The sequence below is a fragment of the Bradyrhizobium cenepequi genome, assembly GCF_020329485.1.
Lineage (GTDB): Bacteria > Pseudomonadota > Alphaproteobacteria > Rhizobiales > Xanthobacteraceae > Bradyrhizobium > Bradyrhizobium cenepequi.
In genome coordinates this window covers 23,717-49,986 of the sequence record NZ_JAGKJI010000039.1, presented here as the reverse complement: position 1 = coordinate 49,986, position 26,270 = coordinate 23,717, and the positions used below count along the sequence as shown (strand labels likewise).

The following is a 26,270-nucleotide window of genomic DNA, read 5'->3' as shown; positions in this document are numbered from 1 at the left end:
TCTGAAGAGGCTAACCGGTGTGGTAGGCGCTTGGGGGCGGAAAATCCGCCCGGCAAGGGCTGTCATGTGCTGCGGGTCACGTCCGTGATCCCAGACATTTCGTCGATGTCGATAATGTGAAGGCGATAGGGACATCGGTTCCGGGCTTCGACCGGGGACGATCAGGACGCATCGTCGGGCGGCGCGATCATTACAGAATTCGAGGTTAGGATGGACCGAATTATTCCACTGATCATGTGCGGCGGAGCGGGCACCAGGCTGTGGCCGGCGTCGCGCGAAGTCCATCCGAAGCAGTTCCTGCCGTTGTTCGGGACGCGCTCGACCTTCCAGGAGACGCTGCTCAGGGTGTCGGATCCGGCGCTGTTCGAGCGGCCGATCGTCATCACCAACAACGCCTATCGCTTCATGGTGCTGGAACAACTTGCCGGCATCGGGCGCGAGGCGGACGTGTTGCTCGAGCCGGCGCGGCGCGACTCCGGGCCGGCGATCGCAGCCGGCGCCGCCTTTGCGCAATCGCGCGACAGGGAAGCGATCGTGCTGGCGCTCGCCGCCGATCACGTGGTGGGCGACACCGAAGCCTTCGTCGGTGCGTGTCGCGAGGGGCTGGCTGCCGCCAAAGCAGGCCGCATCGTCACCTTTGGCATCAATCCCGAACGCCCGGCTACCGAATACGGCTATATCAGCCCGGGCGATAGCATTTCGGGGCTGGTGCGCGCGGTCGCAAAGTTCGTTGAGAAGCCGGATGCCGCTACCGCGGCCGATTACATCAAGTCGGGCTATCTCTGGAACAGCGGCAACTTCATGTTCCGCGCTGCCGTGCTGCTTGACGAATACCGCAACTTCGATACCGCCAGCGTGCAGGCGGTGACCGAGGCGGTGACGAATGCTCAGCGCGATCTCGGCTTCGTCAAGCTCGATGCAGATGCGTTCCGATCGGCGAAAGCGATCTCGATCGATTATGCGGTGATGGAAAAGACCGCGCGCGCGGCCGTGGTGCCGGTGTCGTGCGGCTGGTCGGATGTCGGCTCCTGGCATGCGGTGTGGGAATTGTCCGAGAAGGACGGGCAGGGCAATGCCGCACGAGGCGCTGCGGTGTTCGAGGATTCCCGCAACTGCAATGTCTCGACCGACCGCGCGCTGGTTGCGCTCGAAGGCGTCGACGATCTCGTGGTGGTGGCGACGCAGGATGCCATCCTGGTGTCGCGGCAGAAGGACGCCAACGGCCTGAAGCGGCTGGTGGCGAAACTGAAGACGGTGGCGCCTGAGGTCACCGAGAATCACATCAAGGTGCATCGGCCCTGGGGCTCGTACCAGTCGGTCGACAATGGCGAACGCCATCAGGTCAAGCGCATCATCGTCAAGCCGGGCGAGCGGCTGTCGCTGCAAAAGCATCACCATCGTTCCGAACACTGGATCGTGGTGCGTGGCGCCGCACGCGTCACCGTCAACGAAACGGTGACGACCGTGCACGAGAACGAGTCGATCTACATCCCGATCGGCGCCGTGCACCGGCTGGAGAATCCCGGCAAGATCCTGTTGGAACTGATCGAGGTGCAGACCGGCAGCTATCTCGGCGAGGACGATATCATCCGCATCGAGGACGATTATCAGCGCACCTGACCTTGCGCCGCGCATCGGTTTCGTCGCAGTTGTCCCGCCAGGACTGTGTAATCTTTTGAATCAAAACGTGTCCGGATTTGCTTGTTGTCATTCGCCACATTTGTGACGGCATGCTATAGCGTTTGCGTGACGATGCTTCGGGGAAAGAAAGCGCGTCGGTACAAGGGGATAGGGCTGCGCCTGATTCGATGGAATCGGGTTGGTCCGGAAAAGAACGCGCAACCGATGGGCGCTACCAAAAGTCTGTTGGGGTAACCACATGAGTTCCAAAGGGTCGGGGTTGTCCGCAAAAGCCGGGATCAGGCGTGCCTTGCGCGTCGGGGTGATCGGCGCGGGGGTGATGGGCAGCAACCATGCCCGCGTGCTGGCGGGATTGCCCGAGGTCACGCTGGTCGGGATCGTCGATCCGCTGGCCGAACACCGCGCGCGCGCCATTGCGCTTGTCGGCTGCCGCGCCTTCGCGACGCTCGATGAACTGCTCAACGAGGGCGTCGATGCCGTGACGATCGCGGCGCCGACCCATCTGCATCACGAGATCGCGCTCGCCTGCATCGCGCGCAACATCCATATCCTGGTCGAGAAGCCCGTCGCCTCCACGGTCGAGGAGGGCAACGACATCGTCGCCGCCGCGCGCCAGGCCGGTATCACGCTGATGGTCGGCCATGTCGAACGCTTCAACCCTGCGGTTGCCGCGATCAAGCAGGCGATTTCGGGCGAAGACATTCTCTCGATCGGCATCACCCGCGTCGGTCCGTTTCCGCCGCGTATGTCCAATGTCGGCGTCGTCATCGATCTCGCCGTGCACGACATCGACCTGATCCGCTGGTTCACCGAGTCTGAAATCGTCGACGTGCAGCCGCAGCTTTCGAGCGCGGTGGCCGAGCGCGAGGACATCGCGCTGCTGCAATTCCGTACTGCCTCCGGCGTGCTCGCGCATATCAACACCAACTGGCTGACGCCGTTCAAGGCGCGCAGCGTCACGGTCGCCACGCGCGGCAAATATGTGATGGGCGATCTCTTGACCCGGCAGGTCACCGAGTGCTTCGGCTTCAAGCCCGACGGCAGCTATTCGATGCGCCATTTGCCCGTTGGCCACGACGAACCGCTGCGCGCCGAATTGATTGCGTTCCTCGATGCGGTGAGGAGCGGCAAGGAGCCGGCGGTATCAGGCAACGAGGGCGTCGCGAGCCTCGAGATCGCGATCAAATGTTTGGAAGCGCCGGCCACGCCCGCCGCGACCGTCGCTCGCAAGGCCCCGCGCCGCGTCGCCGGCTGACCGCTTCATCTAACTCACGCGTCCCGCAAAGTCCCATGAACCAGCATATGCGTCCAGAACCCATTCCCTTCATCGACCTTGCCGCGCAGCGCCGCCGGCTTGGCAAATCCGTCGATGAGGCGGTTTCCCGTGTGCTGTCGCATTGCCAGTTCATCAATGGGCCGGAAGTGTCGGCGCTGGAGGCTGAGCTTGCCAAGTTCTCGGGTGCAAAGCATGTGGTGACCTGCGCCAGCGGCACCGACGCACTCTTGATGGTGCTGATGGCGAAGAAGGTCGGCCCGGGCGATGCGGTGCTGTGCCCGTCCTTCACGTTCTGCGCGACCGGCGAATCGGTGGCGCTGACCGGCGCGACGCCGGTGTTCGTCGACGTCAACGAGGCGACGTTCAACATGGATGCCGCCTCGCTGAAACGCGGCATCGCGACGGCGAAGGCGCGCGGCCTGAGGCCCGTCGGCGTCATTCCGGTCGACCTGTTCGGGCAGAGCGCCGATCATGACGCGATCGCCGCGGTCGCCCAGGCCGAGGGCCTGTTCGTGCTCGACGATGCGGCTCAGGGCTTTGGCGCCAGCTACAAGGGGCGGCGGATCGGCACCTTTGGCCTCGCGACGGCGACGAGCTTCTTCCCGGCAAAGCCGCTCGGCTGCTTCGGCGACGGCGGCGCGATTTTCACGGACGACGACGAGCTTGCGCAGACGCTGCGCAGCATCCGCGTGCACGGCCAGGGCTCCGACAAATACGACAATGTGCGCCTCGGTCTGACCGGGCGGCTCGACACGATGCAGGCGGCGGTGCTGCTCGAGAAGCTCAGGATATTCGAGGACGAGATCGCCGCGCGCAACGTCATCGCGGAGCGCTATGCGCGCGGGCTCGGCAATATCGTGACCGTGCCGCGCCTCGCCGCCGGCTGCGGCTCGATCTGGGCGTGCTACACCATCCGCCTGCCCGAGGGCACCGACCGCGACGGCTTTGCCGCGGCGCTGAAGGCGCAGGGCGTTCCGACCGCGATCTATTATACCAAGTCGATGCATCAGCAGACCGCCTACCGCGACTTCCCGGTGGCCGACGGCGGTCTGCCGGTCAGCGAACGACTTTCGAACGACGTCATCAGCCTGCCGATTCATGCCTATCTCGACGCGGCGACGCAGGGGCGGATCATTGAGGCTGTGCGCGGCGCGCTTTCGTCCTGATTTCGCCGTTTTGCGGCGCCGGTCCTTGGGCTAGAACCGACGCATGCTCGGGCGCATCTTCACGGTCGGCGGCTACACCCTGCTTTCGCGGCTGACGGGGCTCGCGCGCGACATCATGCTCGCCGCGATCCTCGGCGCGGGGCCGATTGCGGACGCCTTCCTGGTGGCCTGGCGCCTGCCCAACAATTTTCGTGCGATCTTTGCCGAGGGCGCGTTCAACACCGCGTTCGTCCCGGCTTACGCCCATGTCCACGGCAAGGGCGGCGATACGTCAGCGCGTCTGTTCGCCGACCGGATTTTTACGCTGCTGTTCCTGTCACAATTGATCCTGCTGGCTTTGGCCTGGGCCTTCATGCCGCAGGCGCTGCGTGTGCTTGCGCCTGGCTTCACCGATGAGGCCGAGCAGCGCCAGCTTGCGATCGAGCTCACCCGGATCACCTTTCCGTATCTGCTGTTGATCACGATGGTGACGCTCTATGGCGGTATGCTCAACGTGATGCAGCGCTTTGCCAGCGCCGCGGGGGCGTCGATCCTGCTCAATCTGTCGATGATGGCGACGCTCGCGCTGGCGGCCGTCTTCCCGACCGTGGGGCATGCCGCGGCCTGGGGCGTTCTGATCTCCGGCTTCCTGCAGTATTTCCTGCTCGCGGGCGATTTGTCGCGCCACGGCACGCTGCCGCGCTTTGCCATGCCGCGGCTGGATGAGGACGTTCGCGCCTTTTTCCGCGCGATCGGGCCGGCGACGCTGGGCTCGATGGGCACGCAGGTCGCGGTGTTCGCCGACACCATCATCGCGACCTTCCTGGCGGCTGGTGCGCTGTCGGCGCTCTACTACGCCGAGCGGCTCTATCAACTGCCGATCGGCGTGATCGGCATCGCCGTCGGCACCGTGCTGCTGCCGGAAATGTCGCGGCGGATCACCGCGCAGGATGTTGCGGGAGCCGCGGCTGCGCAGCGGCGCGCGTTTGATTTCACTCTGCTTGCGACCGTGCCCTTTGTCGCGGCTTTCCTGACCGTGCCCGACATCATCGTGCGCGCGGCATTTGCGCGCGGCGCCTTCACCAAGGCCGACGCGGCGGCGGCCGCCGCGACGCTGGCGGCCTATTCGATCGGCCTGATCCCGTTCGTGATGATCCGCAGCGCGGTCGCGACATTCTATGCGCGCAAGGATACGGCAACGCCGGTGAAGGCGTCGCTGACCGGGCTAGGGGCCAATCTACTCTTGAAGATCGGCCTAATGGCCCCGCTCGCCCAGATCGGGCTTGCGCTCGCCACTGCGGTCGGCGCCTGGATCAACCTGCTCTTGGTGCTCGGCTTTGCGGTGCGCGCCGGCTATCTCGAACTCGATCGCCGCCTGGTGCTGACCTTTGCGAAATTCGCCGTCTCCGGCCTCGTGGTCGCCGCCGCGCTTTGGCTGACCGAGCGGTTCGCGGCCGTCTACTTCGCGCAGATGCATGTGCTGCGCGACGAAACCATCCTGCTGCTGCTGATTGCGGTCGGCGCCTTCGTCTATGGGTTCTCCATCCTGGTGCTGTTCGGGCGCGGATGGCTGTTCGCCCTGCGGCGCGGATAGTTTGCGAGTCAAATCAGCTTTTTGTTGCGGTGCGTCCAAGCTCCGCAATTCGCGGTTTGCGCTTCTTTCCCAACCGCGCCAATATGGCGGGAAGCACGCCAGCATGGCGTGGACAACAACGACAAGTGGAGTGACGATGGCAGCCCCCATCAAATTCGGCGTAGGCCAGAGCGTACGCCGCAAGGAAGACGACGCGCTCATTCGCGGCAAGGGCCGCTACACCGATGACGTCGCGCCGCAGCCCGCGTTGCATTCGCTGGTGCTGCGCTCGCCGCATGCGCATTCGAAGTTCACCATCGACGTCACCAAGGCGCGCGGCCTGCCGGGCGTCAGCCTGATCCTGACGGCGGCCGAGGTCGCCGAGCTCGGCGACCTGCCGTGCCTGTTCAACCTGGAGACCGACCCGTTCACCGGTCCGCCCTATCCGATCCTGGCCAAGGATGAGGTGCGCCATGTCGGCGACGCCGTCGCCTTCGTCGTCGCCGAGACGATCGACCAGGCACGCGACGCGATCGAGGCGATCGACGTGCAGTGGACGCCGCTACCGGCCGTGATCGGCGTCGCCAATGCCGTGAAGCCGGGCGCGCCGCAGGTGTGGCCCGACAAGCCGGGCAACGTGTTGTTCGACGTCTCGATCGGCGACAAGAAGGCAACCGAAGAAGCCTTCGCCAAGGCGCATGCGGTCGCGGAAATCTCGATCGTCAATCCGCGCGTCATCACCAACTTCATGGAGACGCGCGCGGCGGTCGCCGAATATGACACCAAGAAGGACCATTTGACGCTGACGATCGGCAGCCAGGGCAGCCACCGCCTGCGCGACATCCTCTGCCAGAACGTCCTGAAGATCCCGGTCGAGAACATGCGGGTGATCTGCCCCGATGTCGGCGGCGGCTTCGGCACAAAACTGTTTCCGTACCGCGAATATGCGCTGATCGCGGTCGCGGCGCGCCAGTTGAAGAAGACGGTCAAGTGGACCGCGGATCGCGCCGACCACTTTATGGGCGACGCGCAGGGGCGCGACAACGTCACGACCGCGCGGATGGCGCTCGCCGAGGACGGCAAGTTCCTAGGGATGGACGTCGACCTGATGGGTGACATGGGCGCCTATCTCTCGACCTTCGGCCCGTATATTCCGCATGGCGGCGCCGGCATGCTGCCGGGCCTCTACGACATCCAGGCCTTCCATTGCCGCGTCCGCACTGTGTTCACCAACACCGTGCCGGTCGACGCCTATCGCGGCGCCGGGCGGCCGGAGGCGGCTTACGTCGTCGAGCGTCTTGTCGATGCCGCCGCACGCAAACTCGGGATGACGCCGGATGCCATCCGCCGCAAGAACTTCATCCCGCCGAAGTCGCTGCCCTACAAGACCGCGACCGGGAAGGTCTACGATTCCGGCGATTTCGCCGCGCACATGAAGCGCGCGATGGAGATCGCCGAGTGGAAGGATTTTCCCAAGCGCGCCAGGGCGGCGAAGAAGCTCGGCCTGGTGCGCGGCATCGGGCTCTCAACCTATGTCGAGATCTGCGGCACCATGGGCGAGGAGACCGCGAACGTCGCGCTCGACCCCAATGGCGACGTCTCGATTCTGATCGGGACGCAGTCGAGCGGGCAAGGCCACCAGACTGCCTATGCGCAGATCGTTGCCGAACAGTTCGGCGTGCCGCCGGAGCGCGTCCACATCCTGCAGGGCGACACCGACAAGATCCCAACCGGTCTTGGCACCGGCGGCTCGTCGTCGATCCCCTCGGGCGGCGTCAGCGTGCAGCGCGCCACCGTCGCGCTTGGCGACAGGCTGAAGGAGATCGCGGCGCAGGCGCTGGAAGCAAGCGCCGGCGACCTCGAGATATCAGACGGCGTGATCCGCATCGCCGGCACCGACCGCTCGATCAGCTTTGCCGACCTTGTGAAGCGTCCCGGCGTCGATCCGTCGAAGCTGAACGCCAGCGCGGCCTTCGCCAGCGCCGACGGCACCTATCCGAACGGCACACATCTCGCTGAAGTCGAGATCGATCCGGCGACCGGCATCGTCAAGATCGTGAACTACATCATCGTCGACGACTTCGGCGTGACACTGAATCCGCTGCTGTTGGCGGGCCAGGTTCACGGCGGCGCGATGCAGGGCATCGGGCAGGCGCTGATGGAGCAGGCGGTCTATAGCGCAACCGACGGCCAGCTCGTCACCGGCACCTTCATGGACTACGCGGTGCCACGCGCCTCCGACGGCCCGTCCTTCGTGTTCGAGACCCACAACGTGCCTTGCGCGACCAATCCGCTCGGCGTCAAGGGCGCGGGCGAGGCAGGTGCAATCGGCTCGTGCCCGGCGGTCGTCAATGCGATTGTCGAAGGCCTGTGGCGCGAATACAAGATCGACCACATCGACATGCCCGCTACCCCCGAGCGGGTCTGGATCGCGATCCGCGAGGCGCAGCGCCGCCATAATCTCTGATGACGATCTCGTAGCGCGGGAATAAATCCCCGCGCACGGGTTCTACTGGAGAGGTTGCGGGCGCAAAGCGCGCGCGGCGGCGTCCGGCAAGACTTCACGAAAAGGAGAATTCGCCGATGAAGCGGATGATTATGGTGGCGTGCGGCGTGCTGCTCGGTGCGAGCGCCGTCATGGCGCAGCAGGAGGTTGCTGTTCAACAGCAAAAACTGATGCGGGCGCAGGCGAAGAGCATGTACAACGTGATCGGGAAAATGGTGAAGGGCGATATCCCTTACGACCAGAAGGCGGTCGATACAGCGCTCGCCGATCTCGAAACAGATGTCTCAAAGATCGCGAACGTCTTTACCACCGACCCCAAGGAACACGTGAAGGACGCGACCTACGCCGCGTCGCCGAAGATCTGGCAGAACAAGGCCGATTTCGATTCCAAGATCCCGCCGGTCGCCAAGGCGATCGGCGACTTCAAGGGCAAGGTCAAGAATCTCGATCAGTTGAAGGTGGCCTACACCACGATCAACGATCGCTGCGGCGCGTGCCATGACACCTATCGTGTCAAATTGAAGTGATGCGGCGCGCGCGTTCACTTCACCTCTCCCGCTTGCGGGAGAGGTCGCGGCGCGAAGCGCAGCGGGTGAGGGCTCTCTCCCCGCGGAAAGTGCCATCGCGGAGGCACCCTCACCCCGACCCTCTCCCGCAAGCGAGAGAGGGAGTTCAGCTTTGTCGAAATCGCCACGTGATCGCGAAGCAAGAAAGGCGGACGCCGTCGCATCCGCCTCCACCAGTGCGTGGTCTGTGGCCGGCTTACTTCACAACCTGCCCGCGGATTTCGCCGCCTGGATTGGCCGCGGTGTGGACGTTCACGTAGTATTTGCCAGCGAGGAGATCGGCGGCCTGCGCATCGGTCAGCGTGGCGCTGCCTTCGGCGGGGCTCGTGGCGATATTCGGGATCGGCACCGCGACGCCGGCATTCTTGCCCGCTTCGGCGGGACCGTGGAAATGTGCCGCAGTGGCGGGACCGGAAAGCCCGGAATAGGTCACCTTCCAGCTCAGCTTCTTGGTCGCGGGATCATAATCGATGTCGGCGGTGCCGGTTCCGCTGCTGTTGTTCGACGGCACTTCCGATTTGCCGTCCAACGTCGCCTTGTACTTATCTGCGAAAGCAGGACCCGCAAACACGACGGCGGCTCCGAGCGCGAGCGTGGCAAGCATGGTCTTGTTCGGCATGGTGTTTCTCCCTGTTGGCGTCGGCTGAGTGTCGACCTCAAAACAACGGCCTGTTCGTTTTATTCCCAAGATCGCTGCGAGCACGAAAAATTTCGAGCAAGCGCATGAGCAAAATTCTCACCATATTGGCCGCAGTCAATCACGGGTCGGACCATGTTGCGACGAATAGTCCCTGCAGTCATCCTCGCCGGCATTGTCGCCGGCGGCGTCTATTGGCGGTTGACCACACCTGAGACCATCGCCGCCAGTTTGCTGCCCGCCTATCAGCCTGACATCGGCAACGGCGCAAGAGTCTTCAACGCGGGCGGATGCTCGTCCTGCCATGCCGTGCCCGACCAGCCCGATCGCACCCGGCTCGGCGGCGGGCTCGCGATCCCGTCACCGTTCGGCACGTTCTATGTGCCGAACATCTCGCCCGATCCCAATGACGGCATCGGCCGATGGAGCGAGGCCGATTTCGTCACTGCGGTCATGAAAGGGACTTCGCCGGACGACACTCACTTCTTCCCGGCGTTTCCCTACACGTCCTACCGGCATGGGAAGATCGAGGATGTCCGCGATCTCTTCGCCTTCATCAAGACACTGCCGCCGGTCGCCGGCAAGGTGCGCGATCACGACGTGCCGTTTCCCTTCAACATCCGCCGCAATATCGGCGTTTGGAAATTCCTGTTCATGGACGGCAAGCCGTTCACGCCCGATCCGACGCGCTCCGCGCAATGGAATCGCGGAGCCTATCTCGTGAACAGTTTCGGCCATTGCGCGGAATGCCACAGTCCGCGCAATTTCCTGGGCGGCATCATAAGCGCGCAGCGCTTTGCCGGCGGACCGAACCCGGAAGGCAAGGGTTGGGTGCCCAACATCACGCAAAAGAATCTCGGAGACTGGAGCGTGAAGGATTTTGCTTATTTCCTGAAGACCGGCGAACTGCCGGAGGGCGACAGCGCCAGCGGGTTGATGGCGCGCGTGATCAAGAACACGTCGCAATTGTCGGATGACGACCGCGCCGCGATGGCGGATTATCTCAAATCGCTGGCGCCGGTCGAGGGTCCCACGCGGCCAAAGCGGAAAGCCGCCGGATCAGGTTAGCGTCAAAACTCTTAGTATCCGGTCGGCCCAACAACAACTAGACGTCCGCAAACACTTCGAGCAGATTTCCATCTGGATCACGGAAGAACAGTGTGCGATGTCCAAAGACCTGGTCAGTAGGCGGGGAGAGCAGCGTGACGCCCTGCCGCACGAGTTCGTCGGCGCACTGATCAACCTCGGCAGCGGAGACCTTGAAGGCCAGTTGAAGCGAGGCGCTGCCATTCGGCGTGGGGGCATCTGCCGCGGTTCGGCTCGGCTTAGCCAAGGCCAGGGTATTGTTGCCTATCCGATATTCGATCCAACGTGGAGAAAGCTCTCGTAGCAGCGGAAAGCCAAGGACGCGTTCGTAGAAGTCACGCATCGCTACCATGTCACGGGCAAAAATGACCGTATAGTCAATCGCTTGAATGGCTCGAAAAGCCGAGCCACCGCGCGGATTCCGTTCGTTCGGCGGGCCCTTCATTGACGGGTCCTTCCGGCTCTCGCATGGCCCGCAATCGATCGGTAACCGAATTCATTTTTCAAGACCGAACTAGGTGGCCCCGAACGCCTTGAAGGTGATGATGGTATGGGTGTCCTGGATGCCCGGGATGACCTGCACCTTCTCGTTGACGAAATGGCCGATGTCGGTGTCCTTGTCGACGTAGAACTTCACCAGGAGATCGTAATCGCCCGCGGTGGAGTAGATCTCGGAAGCGATCTCGGCTTCCGCCAGCGCATTGGCGACGGCGTAGGACTGGCCGAGCTTGCACTTGATCTGGATGAAGAAGGGAACCATCGCTATTGTCTCCGGGGCAGGGTAGCCAGCCCATAGAGCCAAATTCGGGGTGCGATGGCAAGCCAGCTTGCCGACTTTGGCCGGCGGCGCTAAAGCAAGATTTCTCCCTCTCGCCGTTCTTACGGGGAGAGGGTTGGGGTGAGGGGCTCTCTCCGCGGACGCGGTGACAGACGGACTCGCGGAGGCTCCCCCTCACCCGAAATTCAAGCTCCGCTTGAATTTCGACCTCTCCCCGCAAGCGGAGCGAGGTGAAGTCGAGGTCGCCGCTCGATTCGAGAAGAGATCATCAAACTTCAGGACAACCCATGATCGTCTACTGCGCGGTAGCTCCTCGATGACGACGCCGATCGCGCTTACCATTGCCGGTTCGGATTCCTCTGGTGGCGCTGGCATCCAGGCGGATTTGAAGACCTTTGCCGCGCTCGGCGTCTACGGCGCGTCCGTCATCACGGCGCTGACCGCCCAGAACACGATGGGTGTGCGTGGCATCCATCAGGTGCCGGCCGAGTTCGTCACCGCGCAGATCGATGCGGTGTTCTCGGATCTCGCTGTCGGCGCGGTCAAGATCGGCATGGTGGCGGAGCTCTCGATCATCGATGCGATCGCGACCGGGCTCAAGCGCTGGTCGCCGAAGTACGTCGTGTTCGACCCGGTGATGGTTGCAACGTCGGGCGATCGCCTGCTTGCCGCGGAAGCGGTCGATGCGCTACGCACGAAACTGATCCCGCTTGCCTCGTTGATCACCCCGAACCTGCCGGAAGCCGCAGCACTGCTCGACGAATCGATGGCCTCAGATGAAGCCGCCATCGAGCGCCAGGGCAGGCGGCTGCTTGCGCTCGGCTGTCAGGCGGTGCTGATCAAGGGCGGGCACGGGCAGGGCAGCGAGAGCACCGACTATCTCGTCGCTGCCGATTCTACGATCGTGCTCTCAGCGCCGCGCATCAATACCGCAAACACCCATGGCACCGGCTGCTCATTGTCCTCGGCGATCGCAGCCGAGCTTGCCAAGGGCGAGGACATGGCGTCAGCGGTGCGCAACGCGAAGCGCTGGATCAGCGCCGCGATCGAAGCCGCCGATCGTTTCACCGTCGGCCATGGTCACGGGCCGGTGCATCATTTTCACAGGTTTTATTAGACGACGTCCCAAGATTGATTTCGACGTCGTCCCGGCCTTGAGCCGCGCCCCATAACCACGAACGGTTATTTGAAGTGAAGCTGAGCCGACGTCTGACTCTCACCACCGCATCCTGTGGTTGTGGGGTCCCGGGTCAAGCCCGAGACGACGTTGAGATGCGTTCCGTAGATCCACGGTCCCTGGTGTCGCCTGATTGTCGCATCGCGCTGTTATCCGCATCTCAGAAGGGCGCATCGCTGATTCTGGTGGGACCGTTGGCTGCGACGAATCGTCATCGCCCTGTCACAGGGATTTGTTAGGTGCACAGGTATGGGAAGCGACTCTTTCAGTGAAGAGAGCCCCGAGCGGCGCTTTCGCACGTTGTTTATCTCCGATGTCCATCTCGGAGCCCGTGGGTCGCAAGCCGACCGATTGCTGGATTTCCTGCGCTCTCACGACGCCGACACGATCTACCTGGTTGGCGATATCGTCGACGGTTGGGCACTGAAGTCGAGCTGGTACTGGCCCCAGACCCACAACGACTTCGTGCAGAAGATGCTGCGCAAGGCACGCAAGGGTGCCAAGGTCATCTACATCCCCGGCAATCACGACGAGTTCCTGCGCAAATACTACGGCACGCATTTCGGCGGCATCGACGTAATGGAGAACACCATCCACACCGGCGTCGACGGCAAGCGCTATCTCGTGATCCACGGCGATATCTTCGATCTCGTGGTGCAGAATGCGCGCTGGCTCGCTCATCTCGGCGACAAGGCCTACGACTTCGCGATCCAGATGAATCGCTTCGTCAACTTCTTCCGCCGCATGTTCGGCGTGCCCTATTGGTCGCTGTCGCAGTGGGCGAAGCTGAAGGTCAAGAAGGCGGTCAACTATATCGGCGCGTTCGAAACCACGCTCGCGAGCGAAGCGCGTCGCCATGGCTGCGACGGCGTGATCTGCGGCCACATTCACTATGCGACCATCCGCGACGAGCACGGCATCCGCTACATGAATTGCGGCGACTGGGTGGAGAGCTGCACCGCGCTCGCCGAGCATGAGGACGGCCGCTTCGAGATCATCACGTGGACGGATCCGGCCCGGCGCATCGCACCGGTGCCACGGGTCACGGCGCGCGCTGCATGACAAGAATCCTGGTCGCGACCGATGCATGGCATCCCCAGGTCAATGGGGTCGTTCGGACGCTGACCATGATGGCAGAGGCGGCAAAGGGCCTCGGCGTTGAGATCGCTTTTCTCACACCGCAATCGTTCCGCACCTTCGCGATGCCGAGCTATCGCGACCTCAGGCTGGCGTTGCCGCATCCGGCCGCGATTGCAGCGCTGATCGAGCAGGACAAGCCTGACAGCATCCACATCGCCACCGAGGGGCCGATCGGGCTGTTGGTGCGCCGCTATTGCCGCAAGCGCGGCCTGCCGTTCACCACGAGCTTTCACACCCGTTTTCCCGACTACGTCGCGGCACGCTCGCCAATCCCGGAGAGCTGGATCTGGCGGCTGTTGCGCTGGTTCCACCGGCCGAGCCAGGCAGTGATGGCGGCGACGCCGGCGCTCGCCGCGGAACTGCGCTCGCGCGGTTTTCGCAACGTGGTGCTGTGGTCGCGCGGCGTCGATACTGCGCTGTTCCATCCGCGCCATGCCGACCTGTGTCTTCCGGCGCCGGTTTTCCTGAGCGTCGGACGGGTGGCAGTCGAGAAGAATCTGGAAGCCTTCCTCGACCTCGATCTGCCCGGCACCAAGGTCGTTGTCGGAGACGGGCCGGCGCGGCCGGGACTGGAGCGGAAATATCGTGATGCCGTTTTCCTGGGCGCGCGGCACGGCGAGGAACTGGCGCGCATTTATGCCGCCGCCGACGTGTTCGTCTTCCCGAGCAAGACTGACACCTTCGGCCTGGTGCTGCTGGAGGCGCTGGCCAGCGGCCTGCCAGTCGCCGCTTTCCCGGTGGTCGGTCCGCGTGACGTGATCGGCAACGCGCCGGTGGGCGTGTTGAAGGACGATCTCCGCGGGGCCTGCCTGGAGGCGCTCAGCATCCCGGCGCGGGCCTGCGTCGACTTCGCGGCGCGCCACACCTGGCAAGCCTCGGCGCGCGTCTTTATCGACCACGCCCTCAATCTCCGGCCAGTCGAGCCTGAATCGGCGCCAGAGAGCGAGGCGGCCGAATTCGTGGCCGAGGACCCGCATTTCGCGGCGTGAGCTCCCTCTCCCGCTTGCGGGGGAGGGCGGGGGTGGGGGTCTCTCCGCGAGTCACGCTGTCCATTGAGGGGAGAAAGCCCCCCACCCGGCGCTTCGCGCCGACCTCCCCCGCAAGCGGGGGAGGTGAAGGAAATCCCATCACATAGAAGCGTCTTGCCGGCCTGTCCGCGGCCGCGTTACAAATCGCGGATGACCGAAATCATCGCAAATCCACCCGTCGCCGCGGCCGATATCGAAGCTGCCGCGAAGGTGGTCGCGCCGTTTGCGGTGCGCACGCCGCTTCTGTCCTTTCCCGTCCTCAACGAGCGCGCCGGGACCAAGGTTTTCCTGAAGCCGGAAATGCTGCAGCGGACCGGCTCGTTCAAGTTCCGCGGCGCCTTCAACAAGCTGTCGTCGATCCCGCAGGCACAGCGCGGCGGCGGGGTCGTCGCATTCTCCTCCGGCAATCATGCCCAGGGCGTGGCCGCGGCGGCGAAGATCCTCAACATGCAGGCAACCATCGTGATGCCTGCGGATTCGCCGGCCACCAAGCGCGAGCGTACCAAGTCCTATGGCGCCGAAGTCGTGCTTTATGACCGCGACCGCGAGGATCGCGAGGCAATCGCCAATGGCATCGCAAGCAAGCGTGGCGCGACCCTGGTGCGTCCCTATGACGATCCCTTCGTGATCGCGGGGCAGGGCACCGCGGGCCGCGAAATCGCCGAAGACATGACCGCGCTTGGGCTTACGCCCGACATCGTGGTGGCGCCGGCCTCCGGCGGCGGACTGATCGCGGGCGTCGCGACCGCCGTGAAATCCCAATTCCCGCAAGCCCAGGTGATCGTCGCCGAGCCGAAGGGCTATGACGACCACGCGCTATCGCTGCAGGTCGGACATCGCGAGCCGCATTCTGCCGCCGCCCGCACCATCTGCGACGCGCTGATGGCCGCGATGCCGGGCGAGTTGACCTTCGCGATCAACAGCAAGCTGCTCGCGCGCGGCGTGTCGGCCTCCGATGAGGAAGTCGCCGCCGCTGTCGCGTTCGCCTATCGCGAGTTGAAGCTGGTGGTCGAGCCCGGCGGCGCTGTTGGTCTTGCCGCCCTGCTCGCCGGCCGCATCGACGCCAAGGGAAAGAACGTCGTCATCGTTCTCTCCGGGGGCAATGTCGACGCAGACCTGTTCGCCAAGCTGGTGGCCTGAATACAGCTTCGAAACCATTTGATGGCGGAGCATCGATGCTCCGCCCTCAAACCTTTTGGCGTCTGCGCAACCAGCGCATGAACGGCGTCGAAATCCCTGGCCCTGACCCATCGATCGGCTGACCGCCCTTGCGGCGGATTGAAGCAGCTGACAATCTTTGATTGTGCAAGGTCGGAGGATTCCAGGATGGCGGACGGCTCCGGGCAGAAGGTTGCAACCGTCATCATCGCCGCGGTGCTCGTCTGCGCGGCAGCAAGCCAGGCGAGCAGCGTGCTGGCGCCGCTGGCTGTGGCGCTCTTCATTATCGCGATCGTCTGGCCGGCGCAGAAATGGCTGCAGTCGTGGATGCCAAAACTCGCGGCGCTCGCGATCACCATGCTCGTCACAGTGACGGTCTGCCTTGGCTTCGCGTCGCTGGCGGCATGGGGCTTTGGCCGCGTCGGCCACTTCCTCGTCGCCGATGCGGCGCGCTATCAGACATTCTATGAACGGGCCGTGGTGTGGCTCGATGGCCATGGCATAGAGGTCGCGAGCCTCTGGGCCGAGCACTTCAACGTCGGCTGGCTGCTGCGCGCCACGCAATACGTCACCGGCCGCGTCAACACCACGCTGAGCTTTTGGCTGATCGCGCTCGTCTACGTCGTGCTGGGATTGCTCGAAGTCGAGGACGCCAGGCGAAGAATCGACAGGTTGGAGAGCGTCAATGCGGCGCGCGTGTTGCTCAATGGCAGTGCGGCGACCGCGGCCAAATTCCGGAAATATCTGCTGGTGCGCACGCAGATGAGCGCCGTCACGGGCCTTCTGGTCGGCCTTTTCGCCGGCGTCACCGGATTGCCATTCGCATTCGAGTGGGGCGTGATCGCCTTCGTGCTCAACTACATCCCTTTCATCGGTCCGTTCATCGCCACGCTGTTTCCCACGCTGCTTGCCATGACTACATTCGAGAGCTGGCCAGCGGTATTCGGTGTCTTCGCCTGCCTCAACATCATCCAGTTCGTGGTCGGCAGCTATGTCGAGCCGCGCGTCGCCGGCACCACGCTATCGATATCGCCGTTCATCGTGCTGTTCGCGATCTTCTTCTGGACCTTCCTGTGGGGTCTGTTCGGCACCTTCATCGGTGTGCCGATCACGCTGGCGCTTCTCACCTTCTGTGCCGAGCACCCGTCGACGCGCTGGCTCGCCGAGCTGCTCGGGGGACCTGCCGATAGCAAGCCCGCGAAGCGCTAGATTGTTGTTCTTGACGTATTTTCTTCGAAGCGCGGTCCGCTTCGCTCGAAAGCGCTCTGATTGCCCGCAATCTCCACCTTTTCGGGCTCGGCAAGGCAGAGCGTCCCGTCAGGGCCGCTGGCCAGCCTGTGGATGTAGAAATGGGTTGGCGCATCATCGGCGGCGTTCATCACCGGCGATGGGGCGGAGATGATCTTTAATGCGCCGCACGCACCGATCCAATCGAGGTGGCGGTGACCGTGCATCACCACGACGCGGTCGGCAAAGGCTTGCAGTCTGCGGACAAACCAGCTTCCATTGATCAATGCCGTTCCAATGCGCTCAGAGAACTTCGTCGTCGGGATGGGATATTCCGCGAGGTGGTGGTGCAGCGCGACGATCCAGCGTGCCTTCGGAAAATAGCCCATGGCGGCCTCCAGCCGCCGCACCTGCTCGATCGAGACCAGCCCGAGCGCGTTGGTAAAGGAGAAGTGGGTTTCCGCATTGGAGTCGAGGATGGCTATGCCGAGGCCTTCTTGCTGGTCTGGAGGCAGGATGATCGGGAACTGGTCCTCATACAGCCGGCGAAGCTTGGCGGCGCGACGCAGGCCGCCGCCATCCGCGAACGCAACGATCCGCTGGCGATGCGGCGTGAGGTACTCGTCCAGCGTGGCTGCGAGTTTCCCAGAATGGTCGACGATGCGCACCCGATCGCCCTGAATGGCCGATATCGCCGACATGGTCCGCATTTGCCTCAGCCGCTTGCCGGGGCTGAACGGCAAGTCGAGCCGGGCCGGGTTGGCCCGATCGACGATGTTCACGTCATGATTGCCCGGCAGCATGATCATGCGCTCGGCAAGATCAGGGTGCTTTGATAATTGCTCGAGGAACTCGGCCCACTCGCTTGCACGCCCTGCGTCCGTCATATCGCCGCTGACAAGCACGTGATCGAGCGGATCGGCTGCATGAATGGCGGCGAGACGCGCGAGCAGGGAGGCGAGGCGCTCATTGCCGCGCGGGCCCGCGCGCCCGCATTCGATGCGGAAGCCGTATCGCTCGCCGACGACATGGAGATCTGACAGATGTGCAACGCGCCAGATGCGGGCATCCGATCGAGGAATATCGAACGCGGCAAGATCGGCCGGTTGATCCATGCTGGCATCCGCAAAACCCCAGGCCAACGATGCAGCCGCGAGATAGCAGCACACGAGCACGACGGCGTTGGCCAGCGTCGTCATCACGAGATGATGGCTCAGGGCCAGATCGATCAGGCCGGCAGTCCATTGTGAGGCCGGCCAAACCAGGATGGCGGTCAATCCCGCGCCTGCGCTGAGCAGGATGCCGGCGCCGAGCGAACACGCGCGCCGCAGCCGCATGCGCAAAGCGGGGGTCAGGCCGTTACGCCAGATCCGTTCCGTCACGTGCCGCAGTGCCTCGCGGCAGAACGCATAGCTCGGCTGCACCGCAAGCGCGTTGAGCGACCAGAAACTGGTCTCGACGATCCGGAGCAGCGGCCGCCAGCCGAACCATCCCAACGCGACGATTGCGAGCAGCAGCAATGCCGCGCCAATTTCCGTCAGCATCAGGATCTGTTCGGATAAGATCGACAGCCAGGCTGAAGCCACGAGCGGCGCGAGGCCGAGCAGCACCGCCGGCAGCAGCAGCAACGCCGTCCACGCGAACAGGAGCTTCGGCAGGCTGATCTCGACCAGCAGGCTGCCGGCGATCGCGAGCAGCGAACGCTGTCCGGGGCTGGCCGCATCGTCTTCGACGTCGCCGTGGCGTGGATCAAGCAGCAGGCGGCGCTGAATGCTCTCCGGTTCGTCCGCCGATGTCGACCGCGTCATGACATGGGTCCGCCGCTTGCACCTGTCGCCAGGATGGACTTCGCACAGCGCCGCTTCATTCGCAGCAGTGGCCCAACGTGCATGAACGCTAGCAGGCGCGAACGTCTGTGCTGCCTTATTTTACCACAGGTCTTGTAACGAGACATCGGCCGCTGCGCGAGTCTCCTCGCGCAGCGGTACTCGCGCTTACGAGAAGAACGCGATCTTCTCGGCCTGGCTCATGCGGCGGATCGGCGCGAGCGGATCATTGGCGGCGGCGGTGGGCTTCTTGATGATGCCGCTCGCAATAATAGTGGAGCCGAGCGAGATTTCGACCGGCGGTTCCGGCGGCGCGACGAAACTCGGCTCAGGTGGAACCTCGGCCTGCGGTTCGGGCAGCGCGGCGGCAAGCCCAGGCGCCTGTGGCACGATTTCCGGCGCGGGCGGTGCTTCCTGTTTGATCGGCGGCGGCTCCTGGGCGATCGTTGCCGTGGCGACCTCGACCTCGAACGGATCGGACGCGCCCATCTCCATCGCGATTATATCGAGCACGGCCTCGTCATGGGCGTCGGCAGCAGCGGCAGCTTCCTCGGTGGCGCGAGCAAGCTCGATGGCTTCGGCCTCCGCCAGCGCCGCCTCGGCGACGGCGAGCGCGGCGTCCGCGACGGTGATGGTCTCTTCCGTGGCTTCGGGCTCGGGAGGTGCGGCGACTGTCTCCATGGTGGTCGGCGCCTCCGGTGGCGCTTCGACCTCTACCGTGTGAAGGGAGCGCTCGTCCGCGGGGCTCTCCGGTGCAGGCGAAGGGGGCACCGGTGCTTCGGCGCTCGGCGCGGGCGCCTCGCCGGATTCGGAGAACTGGGCGAGGCGTTGCACGATCGGGGCGAAGGCGGCATCCAGCGCGGCCTTCGCCTCCTCGGGTGAGATCTGAGCGGCGCCATTCTCGATCGCGGCGACCTGGGAATCGATGAGGTCGCAGATGCGTCCGTCATTGCCGATCTCGCGCAGCCGCCACGCGATCTCGCGGATCACCCGCGCGCCCTTGCGCACCGGGGCGAGCTTCTGCTCCAGCGCCAGGCCGTCGAGCGCTTCGGCCGCAGACGCCTGCGCAGCCTCCACCGCGTCGCGAATCGCAGCGATGGCCTCAGCGACCGCCGGTCCCGGATCGGGTTCGACCGCCTGCTTCTGGGCGGCAAGGCTTTCCTCGAGCCTCGCCACAGCATCCAGCACCAGGCGGGTGTCGGCATTGCGGTTGCGCTTGGCAAATTCGGCGAGGAACCAGCGGCCGCGCGACGTCTCCATGAAGGCTTCGCTGATCGCGTGGTAATCCTCCTCGCCCGGCTGCACCGGGCGGGCTGTGATCGGCGAAAGGGCGAATGCTTCGTTGGCCATGCAAATCTCGTCGCGCAAATTGCGGCGCGCTGCGATAACGAACACCACGATATCACGCGAATCGCAATTGGATTGATGAATTACGAATCACAAACCGCCCTAGCGCAAGCGGAGGCTAAGCGATTCGCGGCTCGCCTCGGAGCCTTTTACGGCACCATGTTCGGGATGCTCGGCACCTACCTGCCGTTCTTCCCGGTCTGGCTGAAGGCGGTCGGGATCGAGGCGTCCTGGATCGGCATCATCACGGCGGTGCCCGCGGTGACCCGCTTCACCGTGCTGCCGCTGATCACGTCCCTTGCCGAGCGGCGGCAGACGGTGCGTGCCGCCATCACGATCACGGCAGCCGCGACCGCGCTCGGATTTGCCCTGGTCGGCACCCAGCACCAGGCGCTGCCGGTGCTCCTGGTCTTTGTCGTCACCTGCTGCCTGTGGACGCCGACGACACCGCTCACCGACGCCTATGCGCTCCGCGGCGTGACGCATTATGGACTGAGCTATGGCCCGCTGCGGCTGTGGGGTTCGGCCGCCTTCGTGGTCGGCGCGCTCTTGTGCGGGTTGCTGCTCGATGCCGTCGCGGCGGAGCACCTGATCTGGATCATCACTGCCGTCGCGGGCGTCAGCGCGCTCGTTAGCCTGGGCCTGCGGCCGCTCGAGGTCGCAAGGAGGGCCGAGACCAGTCAGCGCGGTGGCGGCGCGCTGCTGCGTGATCGCGGCTTCCTTGCCATCATCGCGGCCTCCGCCCTGATCCAGGGCAGCCATGTCGCCTATTACATCTTTGCCTCCATCGTCTGGAAGCAGGCCGGCCTCGGCGGGCTCACCATCGCGGCGCTGTGGTCGCTTGGCGTGTTCGCCGAGATCGTGCTGTTTGCGGTGTCGCCACGCTTCACGTTGCCCTCGGCGATGCTGGTCGTGATCGGCGCGCTGGCCGGGGTCGCGCGGTGGGTGATCACCGCACTGGAGCCACCGCTTTCGATCCTCGCGGCCGTGCAGCTCACGCACGGCCTGACCTTCGGCCTGACACAGGTCGGCACCATGGGGCTTTTGGTGCATCAGGTGCCTGGACACATGATAGCACGCGGGCAGGGCTATCTTGCCGCTTGCGCCGGCATCGTCTCGAGCGGTACCTCGATCCTCTGCGGTCTGCTCTATGCGCGCTACGGCCAGGGCATCTATTACCTGATGGCCGCGATGGCAGCGTCAGGCGCGCTCATCATGTGGCTGGGGCGGCGTGACCTCCATCATCCCCAGAGCGCCGCCTCCGGCGGATAGACGATGCTGCCATCGTAACGCAGCCCGTGGTCGCGGTCGCGCGCGAGCAACAAGGGGCCGTCGAGATCGACGAAACGGGCCTGCGGCGCGAGCAGCATCGCAGGCGCCATGGCGAGCGAGGTCGCGACCATGCAGCCGACCATGATGCCGAAGCCAAGCGCCTGCGCCGCATCCGCCATCGCCAGCGCCTCGGTCAGGCCGCCGGTCTTGTCGAGCTTGATGTTGACCGCGTCGTAGCGGTCGCGGAGCCCCTCCAGCGAGGCGCGCGCATGCACGCTTTCATCGGCGCAGACGGCAAGTGGCCGCTTGATCTCAGCCAGCGCCGCGTCCTTGCCGGCCGGCAGGGGCTGCTCCACCAGCGTGACGCCGGCGTCCGCGCAGGCGGCGAGGTTGTCGGCGAGGTTGCCCGCCGTCCAGGCCTCATTGGCGTCGACGATCAGTTCGGTGTTCGGCGCCGCCCTTCGTACCGCCTTGATGCGCTCGCCATCGCGGTCGCCGCCGAGCTTGATCTTGAGCAGCGGCCGGTGCGCGGCCTTGGCGGTCGCTTCCGCCATCGCCTCCGGCGTCCCCAGCGAGATCGTATAGGCGGTAGTGCAGGGGGCTGGTGCGCCCCGTCCGAGCAGGTTCCAGATCCGATTGCCGGTGCGCTTGGCCTCGAGGTCCCACAGGGCGCAGTCCAGCGCGTTGCGGGCCGCGCCTGGCGGCATTTGCGCCTGCAGGGCCCGCCGCCGGTCTATCCCGGCCGCAAGCGGCTCCTGCATCGCCTGGATCGCCGCAAGTGTGGCTTCCGGCGTCTCGCCATAGCGCGGATAGGGCACACATTCGCCGCGTCCGGTCAGCCCATCCAGGCTGACCTCGGCCACGACGGTGACGGCTTCGGTCTTGGCGCCCCGGCTGATGGTGAAGGCGCCCGCGATCGGCCAGCGCTCGACAAAGGCGGCAAGCTGTTGCACAGGCGGCGCGGATCGGCTGGAAGTCATTTCAAAATCTCGCAATTTCTGAACCGTGCGCTTGCGAGGCGCTACCAAGTATGGCTGGTTAGCGCCAGATTCTACAAGGCAATGCGGCGTTCGAATACTCGAACGAGCCAACCAGCCTGGGGTGGGCATTTTGAACGGCGACCCGACACTAAAACGGATAGCACAAGGCAACGGCCTTGCCTTGTGCGCCGTGGGGCCGTGGACGGCCCGTTTTGCGCCGGTGCTGGAGCGGATGGTGGCCGATGCCGAAAAACTCCGCGGCACCCGTCCCGACATCTTCATCGACGTCTCCCAGGTCTCCAAGCTCGACACCTTCGGCGCCTGGCTGATCGAGCGTCTCAGGCGCAGCCTGAGCCATGGTGGCGGCGAGGCGATCATCGCGGGCCTCTCGGAAAACTATTCGAGCCTGGTCGACGAGGTGCGGCAGGTGAAGGAGACGCCGGAGGTCGAAGCCAGCCCGGTCTCGCTCACCGCGATGCTCGACCAGATCGGCCGCACCGTGGTCGGCATCGGCGGCACGGTCATCGGATTGGTCGACATGCTCGGCGCCGTGCTTGCCGCGAGCGGGCATGTCCTGGTCCGCCCACGCTCGTTCCGCCTGACCTCGACCATCCACCATCTGGAGCAGGTGTGCTGGCGCGCGGTGCCGATCGTGGTGCTGATCACCTTCCTGATCGGTTGTATCATCTCGCAGCAGGGCATTTTCCACTTCCGCAGGTTCGGCGCCGACATCTTCGTGGTCGACATGCTCGGCGTGCTGGTGCTGCGCGAGATCGGCGTGCTGCTTGTCGCCATCATGGTGGCGGGCCGCTCGGGCAGCGCCTACACCGCCGAGCTCGGTTCGATGAAGATGCGCGAGGAGATCGACGCGCTGCGCACCATGGGGTTCGATCCGATCGAGGTGCTGGTGTTGCCGCGCATGCTGGCGCTGGTACTGGCGCTGCCGATCCTTGCCTTTCTGGGCGCCATGGCCGCGCTCTATGGCGGCGGCCTCGTCGCCTGGCTCTATGGCGGCGTCGATCCGGAAGCATTCCTGTTGCGGCTGCGCGATGCCATCTCGATCGATCATTTCATCGTCGGAATGGTCAAGGCGCCGGTGATGGCGGCGGTGATCGGCATCGTCGCCTGCGTCGAGGGGCTCGCAGTGCAGGGCAGCGCGGAATCGCTCGGCCAGCACACGACATCATCAGTGGTGAAGGGCATCTTCTTCGTCATCGTGATGGACGGCGTGTTCGCGATCTTCTTCGCGTCGATCGGGATGTGATCATGGTGGTGCAGCCCGTTTCCGACGCCATCATCCGCGTGCGCGACATCACGGTGCAGTTCGGCAAGACCCGCGTGCTCGACCGCCTCGACCTCGATGTGAAGCGCGGCGAGATCCTGGGCTTCGTCGGCCCCTCCGGCGCCGGCAAGTCGGTGCTGACGCGCACTATCATCGGGCTGGTGCCGAAAGTGTCGGGACGTATCGAGGTGTTCGGCATCGATCTCGATGCCGCCAGCTCCAGCGAACGGCGCCGGGTCGAACGGCGCTGGGGCGTCCTGTTCCAGCAGGGCGCGCTGTTCTCCTCGCTCACCGTGCGGCAGAACATCCAGTTTCCGGTGCGCGAATATCTGAGTGTCTCGCAGCGGCTGCTGGACGAAATCATGGTGGCGAAACTCGTGATGGTCGGGCTGAAGCCCGAGGTCGCCGACCGCTACCCTTCCGAACTTTCCGGCGGCATGATCAAGCGCGTGGCGCTGGCGCGCGCGCTCGCGCTCGATCCCGAACTCGTGTTCCTGGACGAGCCGACCTCGGGGCTGGACCCGATCGGCGCCGGCGAGTTCGACGAACTGGTGCGCACCCTGCAGCGCACTTTGGGGTTGACCGTTTTCATGGTAACCCACGACCTCGACAGCCTATATACGGCGTGCGACCGTATCGCCGTTTTAGGGAACGGTAAGATCATTGCCACAGGATCGATCGCCGACATGCAGGCCTCGCAGCACCCTTGGCTGCGGCAGTATTTCCATGGCAAACGCGCCCGCGCCGTCATCGGCTAGCGCATGATCGTGACAGGTGGAAACCGGTTTTCGGACAAGATCATGCGCGAGGAAGAGGGATCAGTGACGGCATCGCTGCGGCGGAGCCTGAGCTTGGACGAGTAGCTGGAGCAATCGATGGAAACCCGGGCGAACTATGTCCTGATCGGCGCCTTCACGCTGGCGGTGATCGCGGCTGCGTTCGGCTTTGTGCTCTGGTTCCAGAGCCTGCATACCACCAAGCAGCGCAGCCCTTTGCGGGTGATCTTCGAAGGTCCGGCCTCCGGCTTGCGCAATGGTGGTAACGTCAATTTCAATGGTATCAGGATAGGGGAGGTCATCTCCGTAAGGCTCGACAATCCGCGTCGCGTGGTCGCATTTGCGATGGTCGAGAACAATGCGCCGATCCGGAAAGACACCCTGGTCGGCCTCGAATTCCAGGGGCTCACCGGCGTTGCCGCCATCTCGCTGAAGGGCGGCGAGGAGACGGCACCTCCGGTGCCGCTCGACGAGGACGGCATCCCCGTGCTGACGGCCGATCCCCGCGCGCTGCAGGACGTCACCGAGGCGATCCGCGCCACGCTGCAGAACGTCAACCGGCTTGTCGCCGACAATCAGGAGTCGGTGAAGAACTCGTTGCGCAATCTCGAAACCTTCACCGCGGCGCTCGCGCGCAATTCGGAGAAGATCGACAACGTGATGCTGAGGGTCGACGGCGTGATGGGCAAGGCCGACAACCTCATGCTCGGCCTCAACAGCATCGCCGGCGGCGATCGCGGCGGCGAGCTGGCCGCCATGGTGAAATCGATCCGCGAACTCGCCGAAGATTTCGACAAGCGCTCCGGCGCACTGATGGCCGACGGCCGCAGGACGCTTGGCGACATCAGCCGGGCCGTGAACAACCTCGACCGCAACCCGACCCGGCTCCTGTTTGGCGCCGGTAGCAGCAGCAACAGCAACGCATCCGAACCGCCGGCTCCGCCAAGGGCGGTGGGGCCGGAGCGGCGGCGGCAGTGATCTAGCTGGCGCGTGCAGCGCGAAGCGGATTGAAGATTTTCAGCCCGGCGAAATCTTTCTCGTTGTCGGTGACGACGATGCAATCGTTGGCCTCTGCGATCGCTGCGATGATCATGTCGAGCGCGCTCTTTGGCCGACCGGCGGCAGTGCCATCCGCCATGAGACGCGCCCAGACAAGACTTGCCCTTTCGTCGAAGGACAGCACGCGGCCCGCGAAAAGTGCTTGCGGTCCCTCGGGGCTGTTGAACCACGTCTCCAGCAACGCACGCTTCTTTCCTTTCGGCTTCTCCAGCAGCCCGCGCCGGATTTCTCCAACGGTCAGCGCCGAAATGAACAGGTCCTCGTCGGCTTGTTCGGCCATCCATGCCATGAGGGCTGCCGATGGAGCGGGCTTCGTGATGTTGCTGATGATGTTGGTGTCGAGGAGATAGCGCGTCACATGTCGACCTTGCGCCCTGTTTCACGCGAGCGGGCAAGATTAAGGTCGACACCGACCAGCGGCGAGCGCCGCAGAGCGGCGAGGATTCCGCCTTTCTTCCGCGGCTCACCAGCAATCGCCTGGCTGAGCGTGGCCCGGATTTGCGCGGAATCGGCATCGCCTGTGGCAAGGCGTCTTGCCAGAGAACGGATCAGGTCGCGATCGGCACCGAGGCCAAGAACCTCAAATCGCGCCATGCCGCGCTTGACCAGGCGAGACCGGTAGTTCCGCAGCGCTTTTTTTTGCGCGGTGTTTCCCATGTTTGTGTTCCTCCGGTTGGAGAATATCTGGATATATATCCAGATATTCTCCAACTGCAAGGTATCGTCATGGGCTCGATTGGAAGCCAATCGAACAGTACCAAAAAGAAACGGAGGCTTTCGGCCTCCGTTT

24 protein-coding genes are annotated in these 26,270 nt (G+C 64.4%); 16 read left to right on the top strand and 8 right to left on the bottom strand.

Annotated features, from left to right (window positions below):
* Positions 1-210: 210 nt before the first annotated feature.
* The 6 genes from J6497_RS30395 (at position 211) to J6497_RS30370 (ending at position 8,668) form a co-directional block, all read left to right on the top strand.
* Positions 211-1,620 carry a mannose-1-phosphate guanylyltransferase/mannose-6-phosphate isomerase gene (locus tag J6497_RS30395; protein WP_225707923.1) on the top strand — a complete coding sequence of 470 codons (1,410 nt, stop codon included), beginning with the start codon at positions 211-213 and terminating at the stop codon, positions 1,618-1,620.
* A gap of 259 nt (positions 1,621-1,879) precedes the next feature.
* On the top strand, positions 1,880-2,896 hold the full coding sequence (locus tag J6497_RS30390) for a Gfo/Idh/MocA family protein (protein WP_225707922.1): 1,017 nt from the start codon (positions 1,880-1,882) through the stop codon (positions 2,894-2,896).
* A 35-nt stretch (positions 2,897-2,931) separates the two neighbouring features.
* Positions 2,932-4,083, top strand: a complete 1,152-nt coding sequence (locus tag J6497_RS30385) for a DegT/DnrJ/EryC1/StrS family aminotransferase (RefSeq protein ID WP_225707921.1) — start codon at positions 2,932-2,934, stop codon at positions 4,081-4,083.
* 43 nt (positions 4,084-4,126) lie between these two features.
* Entirely contained in the window at positions 4,127-5,656 is a 1,530-nt protein-coding gene (gene murJ / locus J6497_RS30380) for a murein biosynthesis integral membrane protein MurJ (protein WP_225707920.1), read from the top strand.
* Positions 5,657-5,792: 136 nt separating this feature from the next.
* Positions 5,793-8,102 (top strand): xanthine dehydrogenase family protein molybdopterin-binding subunit, encoded by a 2,310-nt coding sequence (locus tag J6497_RS30375; protein WP_225707919.1) that lies wholly within the window; start codon positions 5,793-5,795, stop codon positions 8,100-8,102.
* 116 nt (positions 8,103-8,218) lie between these two features.
* Positions 8,219-8,668: a c-type cytochrome gene (locus J6497_RS30370; RefSeq protein WP_225707918.1), complete on the top strand. Its 450-nt coding sequence runs from the start codon at positions 8,219-8,221 to the stop codon at positions 8,666-8,668.
* A 235-nt stretch (positions 8,669-8,903) separates the two neighbouring features.
* Here J6497_RS30370 and J6497_RS30365 read toward each other — a convergent pair whose 3' ends face one another.
* Positions 8,904-9,326, bottom strand: a complete 423-nt coding sequence (locus J6497_RS30365; RefSeq protein ID WP_225707917.1) for a CHRD domain-containing protein — start codon at positions 9,324-9,326, stop codon at positions 8,904-8,906.
* Positions 9,327-9,479: 153 nt separating this feature from the next.
* Here J6497_RS30365 and J6497_RS30360 point away from each other — a divergent pair, with 153 nt between their 5' ends.
* Complete coding sequence (locus J6497_RS30360) at positions 9,480-10,412, top strand: c-type cytochrome (RefSeq protein ID WP_225707916.1); 933 nt, start codon at positions 9,480-9,482, stop codon at positions 10,410-10,412.
* 37 nt (positions 10,413-10,449) lie between these two features.
* Here the strand turns inward: J6497_RS30360 and J6497_RS30355 are convergent, their stop codons facing one another.
* Positions 10,450-10,875: a VOC family protein gene (locus J6497_RS30355; protein ID WP_225707915.1), complete on the bottom strand. Its 426-nt coding sequence runs from the start codon at positions 10,873-10,875 to the stop codon at positions 10,450-10,452.
* Between the two features lie 69 nt (positions 10,876-10,944).
* Entirely contained in the window at positions 10,945-11,190 is a 246-nt protein-coding gene (locus tag J6497_RS30350) for an Lrp/AsnC ligand binding domain-containing protein (protein ID WP_225707914.1), read from the bottom strand.
* Between the two features lie 334 nt (positions 11,191-11,524).
* On the opposite strand from J6497_RS30350, the gene thiD reads away from it, so the two are divergent.
* The 5 genes from thiD to J6497_RS30325 all read left to right on the top strand — a co-directional run bounded on the left by thiD (position 11,525) and on the right by J6497_RS30325 (position 16,920).
* Positions 11,525-12,325 (top strand): bifunctional hydroxymethylpyrimidine kinase/phosphomethylpyrimidine kinase, encoded by an 801-nt coding sequence (gene thiD / locus J6497_RS30345; protein ID WP_225707913.1) that lies wholly within the window; start codon positions 11,525-11,527, stop codon positions 12,323-12,325.
* A gap of 309 nt (positions 12,326-12,634) precedes the next feature.
* Positions 12,635-13,447 carry a UDP-2,3-diacylglucosamine diphosphatase gene (locus J6497_RS30340; RefSeq protein ID WP_225707912.1) on the top strand — a complete coding sequence of 271 codons (813 nt, stop codon included), beginning with the start codon at positions 12,635-12,637 and terminating at the stop codon, positions 13,445-13,447.
* On the top strand, positions 13,444-14,514 hold the full coding sequence (locus J6497_RS30335; protein ID WP_225707911.1) for a glycosyltransferase family 4 protein: 1,071 nt from the start codon (positions 13,444-13,446) through the stop codon (positions 14,512-14,514). The genes J6497_RS30340 and J6497_RS30335 overlap by 4 nt, the downstream gene beginning before the upstream one ends.
* A 189-nt stretch (positions 14,515-14,703) precedes the next feature.
* Positions 14,704-15,693: a threonine ammonia-lyase gene (locus J6497_RS30330; RefSeq protein ID WP_225707910.1), complete on the top strand. Its 990-nt coding sequence runs from the start codon at positions 14,704-14,706 to the stop codon at positions 15,691-15,693.
* 186 nt (positions 15,694-15,879) lie between these two features.
* Positions 15,880-16,920 (top strand): AI-2E family transporter, encoded by a 1,041-nt coding sequence (locus tag J6497_RS30325; protein ID WP_225707909.1) that lies wholly within the window; start codon positions 15,880-15,882, stop codon positions 16,918-16,920.
* Here J6497_RS30325 and J6497_RS30320 read toward each other — a convergent pair.
* Positions 16,917-18,746 carry a metallophosphoesterase family protein gene (locus J6497_RS30320; protein ID WP_225707908.1) on the bottom strand — a complete coding sequence of 610 codons (1,830 nt, stop codon included), beginning with the start codon at positions 18,744-18,746 and terminating at the stop codon, positions 16,917-16,919. The two genes, J6497_RS30325 and J6497_RS30320, sit on opposite strands and share 4 nt — an antisense overlap.
* A gap of 186 nt (positions 18,747-18,932) precedes the next feature.
* Positions 18,933-20,114, bottom strand: coding sequence for a hypothetical protein (locus J6497_RS30315; protein WP_225707907.1), 1,182 nt, complete (start codon positions 20,112-20,114; stop codon positions 18,933-18,935).
* 75 nt (positions 20,115-20,189) lie between these two features.
* On the opposite strand from J6497_RS30315, the gene J6497_RS30310 reads away from it, so the two are divergent.
* Positions 20,190-21,383, top strand: coding sequence for an MFS transporter (locus tag J6497_RS30310; protein ID WP_225707906.1), 1,194 nt, complete (start codon positions 20,190-20,192; stop codon positions 21,381-21,383).
* Here the strand turns inward: J6497_RS30310 and dgcA are convergent.
* Complete coding sequence (gene dgcA, locus J6497_RS30305; protein ID WP_225707905.1) at positions 21,353-22,363, bottom strand: N-acetyl-D-Glu racemase DgcA; 1,011 nt, start codon at positions 22,361-22,363, stop codon at positions 21,353-21,355. The two genes, J6497_RS30310 and dgcA, sit on opposite strands and share 31 nt — an antisense overlap.
* 130 nt (positions 22,364-22,493) lie before the next feature.
* Here dgcA and J6497_RS30300 point away from each other — a divergent pair, with 130 nt between their 5' ends.
* From J6497_RS30300 to J6497_RS30290, 3 genes are all read left to right on the top strand, one after another.
* On the top strand, positions 22,494-23,627 hold the full coding sequence (locus J6497_RS30300) for an MlaE family ABC transporter permease (RefSeq protein WP_225707936.1): 1,134 nt from the start codon (positions 22,494-22,496) through the stop codon (positions 23,625-23,627).
* 2 nt (positions 23,628-23,629) lie between these two features.
* Entirely contained in the window at positions 23,630-24,403 is a 774-nt protein-coding gene (locus tag J6497_RS30295) for an ABC transporter ATP-binding protein (protein ID WP_249793810.1), read from the top strand.
* 117 nt (positions 24,404-24,520) lie between these two features.
* The gene (locus J6497_RS30290; protein WP_225707904.1) at positions 24,521-25,399 is read left to right on the top strand and encodes an MlaD family protein; all 879 of its coding nucleotides are present in this window, start codon (positions 24,521-24,523) and stop codon (positions 25,397-25,399) included.
* Position 25,400: 1 nt separating this feature from the next.
* Here J6497_RS30290 and J6497_RS30285 read toward each other — a convergent pair whose 3' ends face one another.
* Together J6497_RS30285 and J6497_RS30280 are read right to left on the bottom strand one after the other, a co-directional pair.
* Complete coding sequence (locus tag J6497_RS30285) at positions 25,401-25,838, bottom strand: type II toxin-antitoxin system VapC family toxin (RefSeq protein WP_225707903.1); 438 nt, start codon at positions 25,836-25,838, stop codon at positions 25,401-25,403.
* The gene (locus tag J6497_RS30280) at positions 25,835-26,137 is read right to left on the bottom strand and encodes a hypothetical protein (protein ID WP_225707902.1); all 303 of its coding nucleotides are present in this window, start codon (positions 26,135-26,137) and stop codon (positions 25,835-25,837) included. The genes J6497_RS30285 and J6497_RS30280 overlap by 4 nt, the downstream gene beginning before the upstream one ends.
* Between the last annotated feature and the right edge of the window lie 133 nt (positions 26,138-26,270).

What these genes read in the sequence shown, in the direction of transcription:
- J6497_RS30360 (WP_225707916.1), top strand. Translation starts at nt 9,480, where the DNA reads ATGTTGCGACGAATAGTCCCTGCAGTCATCCTCGCCGGCATTGTCGCC.
- J6497_RS30310 (WP_225707906.1), top strand. Translation starts at nt 20,190, where the DNA reads ATGAATTACGAATCACAAACCGCCCTAGCGCAAGCGGAGGCTAAGCGA.
- J6497_RS30295 (WP_249793810.1), top strand. Translation starts at nt 23,630, where the DNA reads ATGGTGGTGCAGCCCGTTTCCGACGCCATCATCCGCGTGCGCGACATC.
- J6497_RS30290 (WP_225707904.1), top strand. Translation starts at nt 24,521, where the DNA reads ATGGAAACCCGGGCGAACTATGTCCTGATCGGCGCCTTCACGCTGGCG.
- murJ (WP_225707920.1), top strand. Translation starts at nt 4,127, where the DNA reads ATGCTCGGGCGCATCTTCACGGTCGGCGGCTACACCCTGCTTTCGCGG.
- J6497_RS30335 (WP_225707911.1), top strand. Translation starts at nt 13,444, where the DNA reads ATGACAAGAATCCTGGTCGCGACCGATGCATGGCATCCCCAGGTCAAT.
- J6497_RS30350 (WP_225707914.1), bottom strand. Translation starts at nt 11,190, where the DNA reads ATGGTTCCCTTCTTCATCCAGATCAAGTGCAAGCTCGGCCAGTCCTAC.
- dgcA (WP_225707905.1), bottom strand. Translation starts at nt 22,363, where the DNA reads ATGACTTCCAGCCGATCCGCGCCGCCTGTGCAACAGCTTGCCGCCTTT.
- J6497_RS30340 (WP_225707912.1), top strand. Translation starts at nt 12,635, where the DNA reads ATGGGAAGCGACTCTTTCAGTGAAGAGAGCCCCGAGCGGCGCTTTCGC.
- J6497_RS30385 (WP_225707921.1), top strand. Translation starts at nt 2,932, where the DNA reads ATGAACCAGCATATGCGTCCAGAACCCATTCCCTTCATCGACCTTGCC.
- J6497_RS30390 (WP_225707922.1), top strand. Translation starts at nt 1,880, where the DNA reads ATGAGTTCCAAAGGGTCGGGGTTGTCCGCAAAAGCCGGGATCAGGCGT.
- J6497_RS30370 (WP_225707918.1), top strand. Translation starts at nt 8,219, where the DNA reads ATGAAGCGGATGATTATGGTGGCGTGCGGCGTGCTGCTCGGTGCGAGC.
- J6497_RS30325 (WP_225707909.1), top strand. Translation starts at nt 15,880, where the DNA reads ATGGCGGACGGCTCCGGGCAGAAGGTTGCAACCGTCATCATCGCCGCG.
- J6497_RS30280 (WP_225707902.1), bottom strand. Translation starts at nt 26,137, where the DNA reads ATGGGAAACACCGCGCAAAAAAAAGCGCTGCGGAACTACCGGTCTCGC.
- J6497_RS30330 (WP_225707910.1), top strand. Translation starts at nt 14,704, where the DNA reads ATGACCGAAATCATCGCAAATCCACCCGTCGCCGCGGCCGATATCGAA.
- J6497_RS30395 (WP_225707923.1), top strand. Translation starts at nt 211, where the DNA reads ATGGACCGAATTATTCCACTGATCATGTGCGGCGGAGCGGGCACCAGG.
- J6497_RS30320 (WP_225707908.1), bottom strand. Translation starts at nt 18,746, where the DNA reads ATGACGCGGTCGACATCGGCGGACGAACCGGAGAGCATTCAGCGCCGC.
- J6497_RS30355 (WP_225707915.1), bottom strand. Translation starts at nt 10,875, where the DNA reads ATGAAGGGCCCGCCGAACGAACGGAATCCGCGCGGTGGCTCGGCTTTT.
- J6497_RS30375 (WP_225707919.1), top strand. Translation starts at nt 5,793, where the DNA reads ATGGCAGCCCCCATCAAATTCGGCGTAGGCCAGAGCGTACGCCGCAAG.
- J6497_RS30315 (WP_225707907.1), bottom strand. Translation starts at nt 20,114, where the DNA reads ATGGCCAACGAAGCATTCGCCCTTTCGCCGATCACAGCCCGCCCGGTG.
- J6497_RS30365 (WP_225707917.1), bottom strand. Translation starts at nt 9,326, where the DNA reads ATGCCGAACAAGACCATGCTTGCCACGCTCGCGCTCGGAGCCGCCGTC.
- thiD (WP_225707913.1), top strand. Translation starts at nt 11,525, where the DNA reads ATGACGACGCCGATCGCGCTTACCATTGCCGGTTCGGATTCCTCTGGT.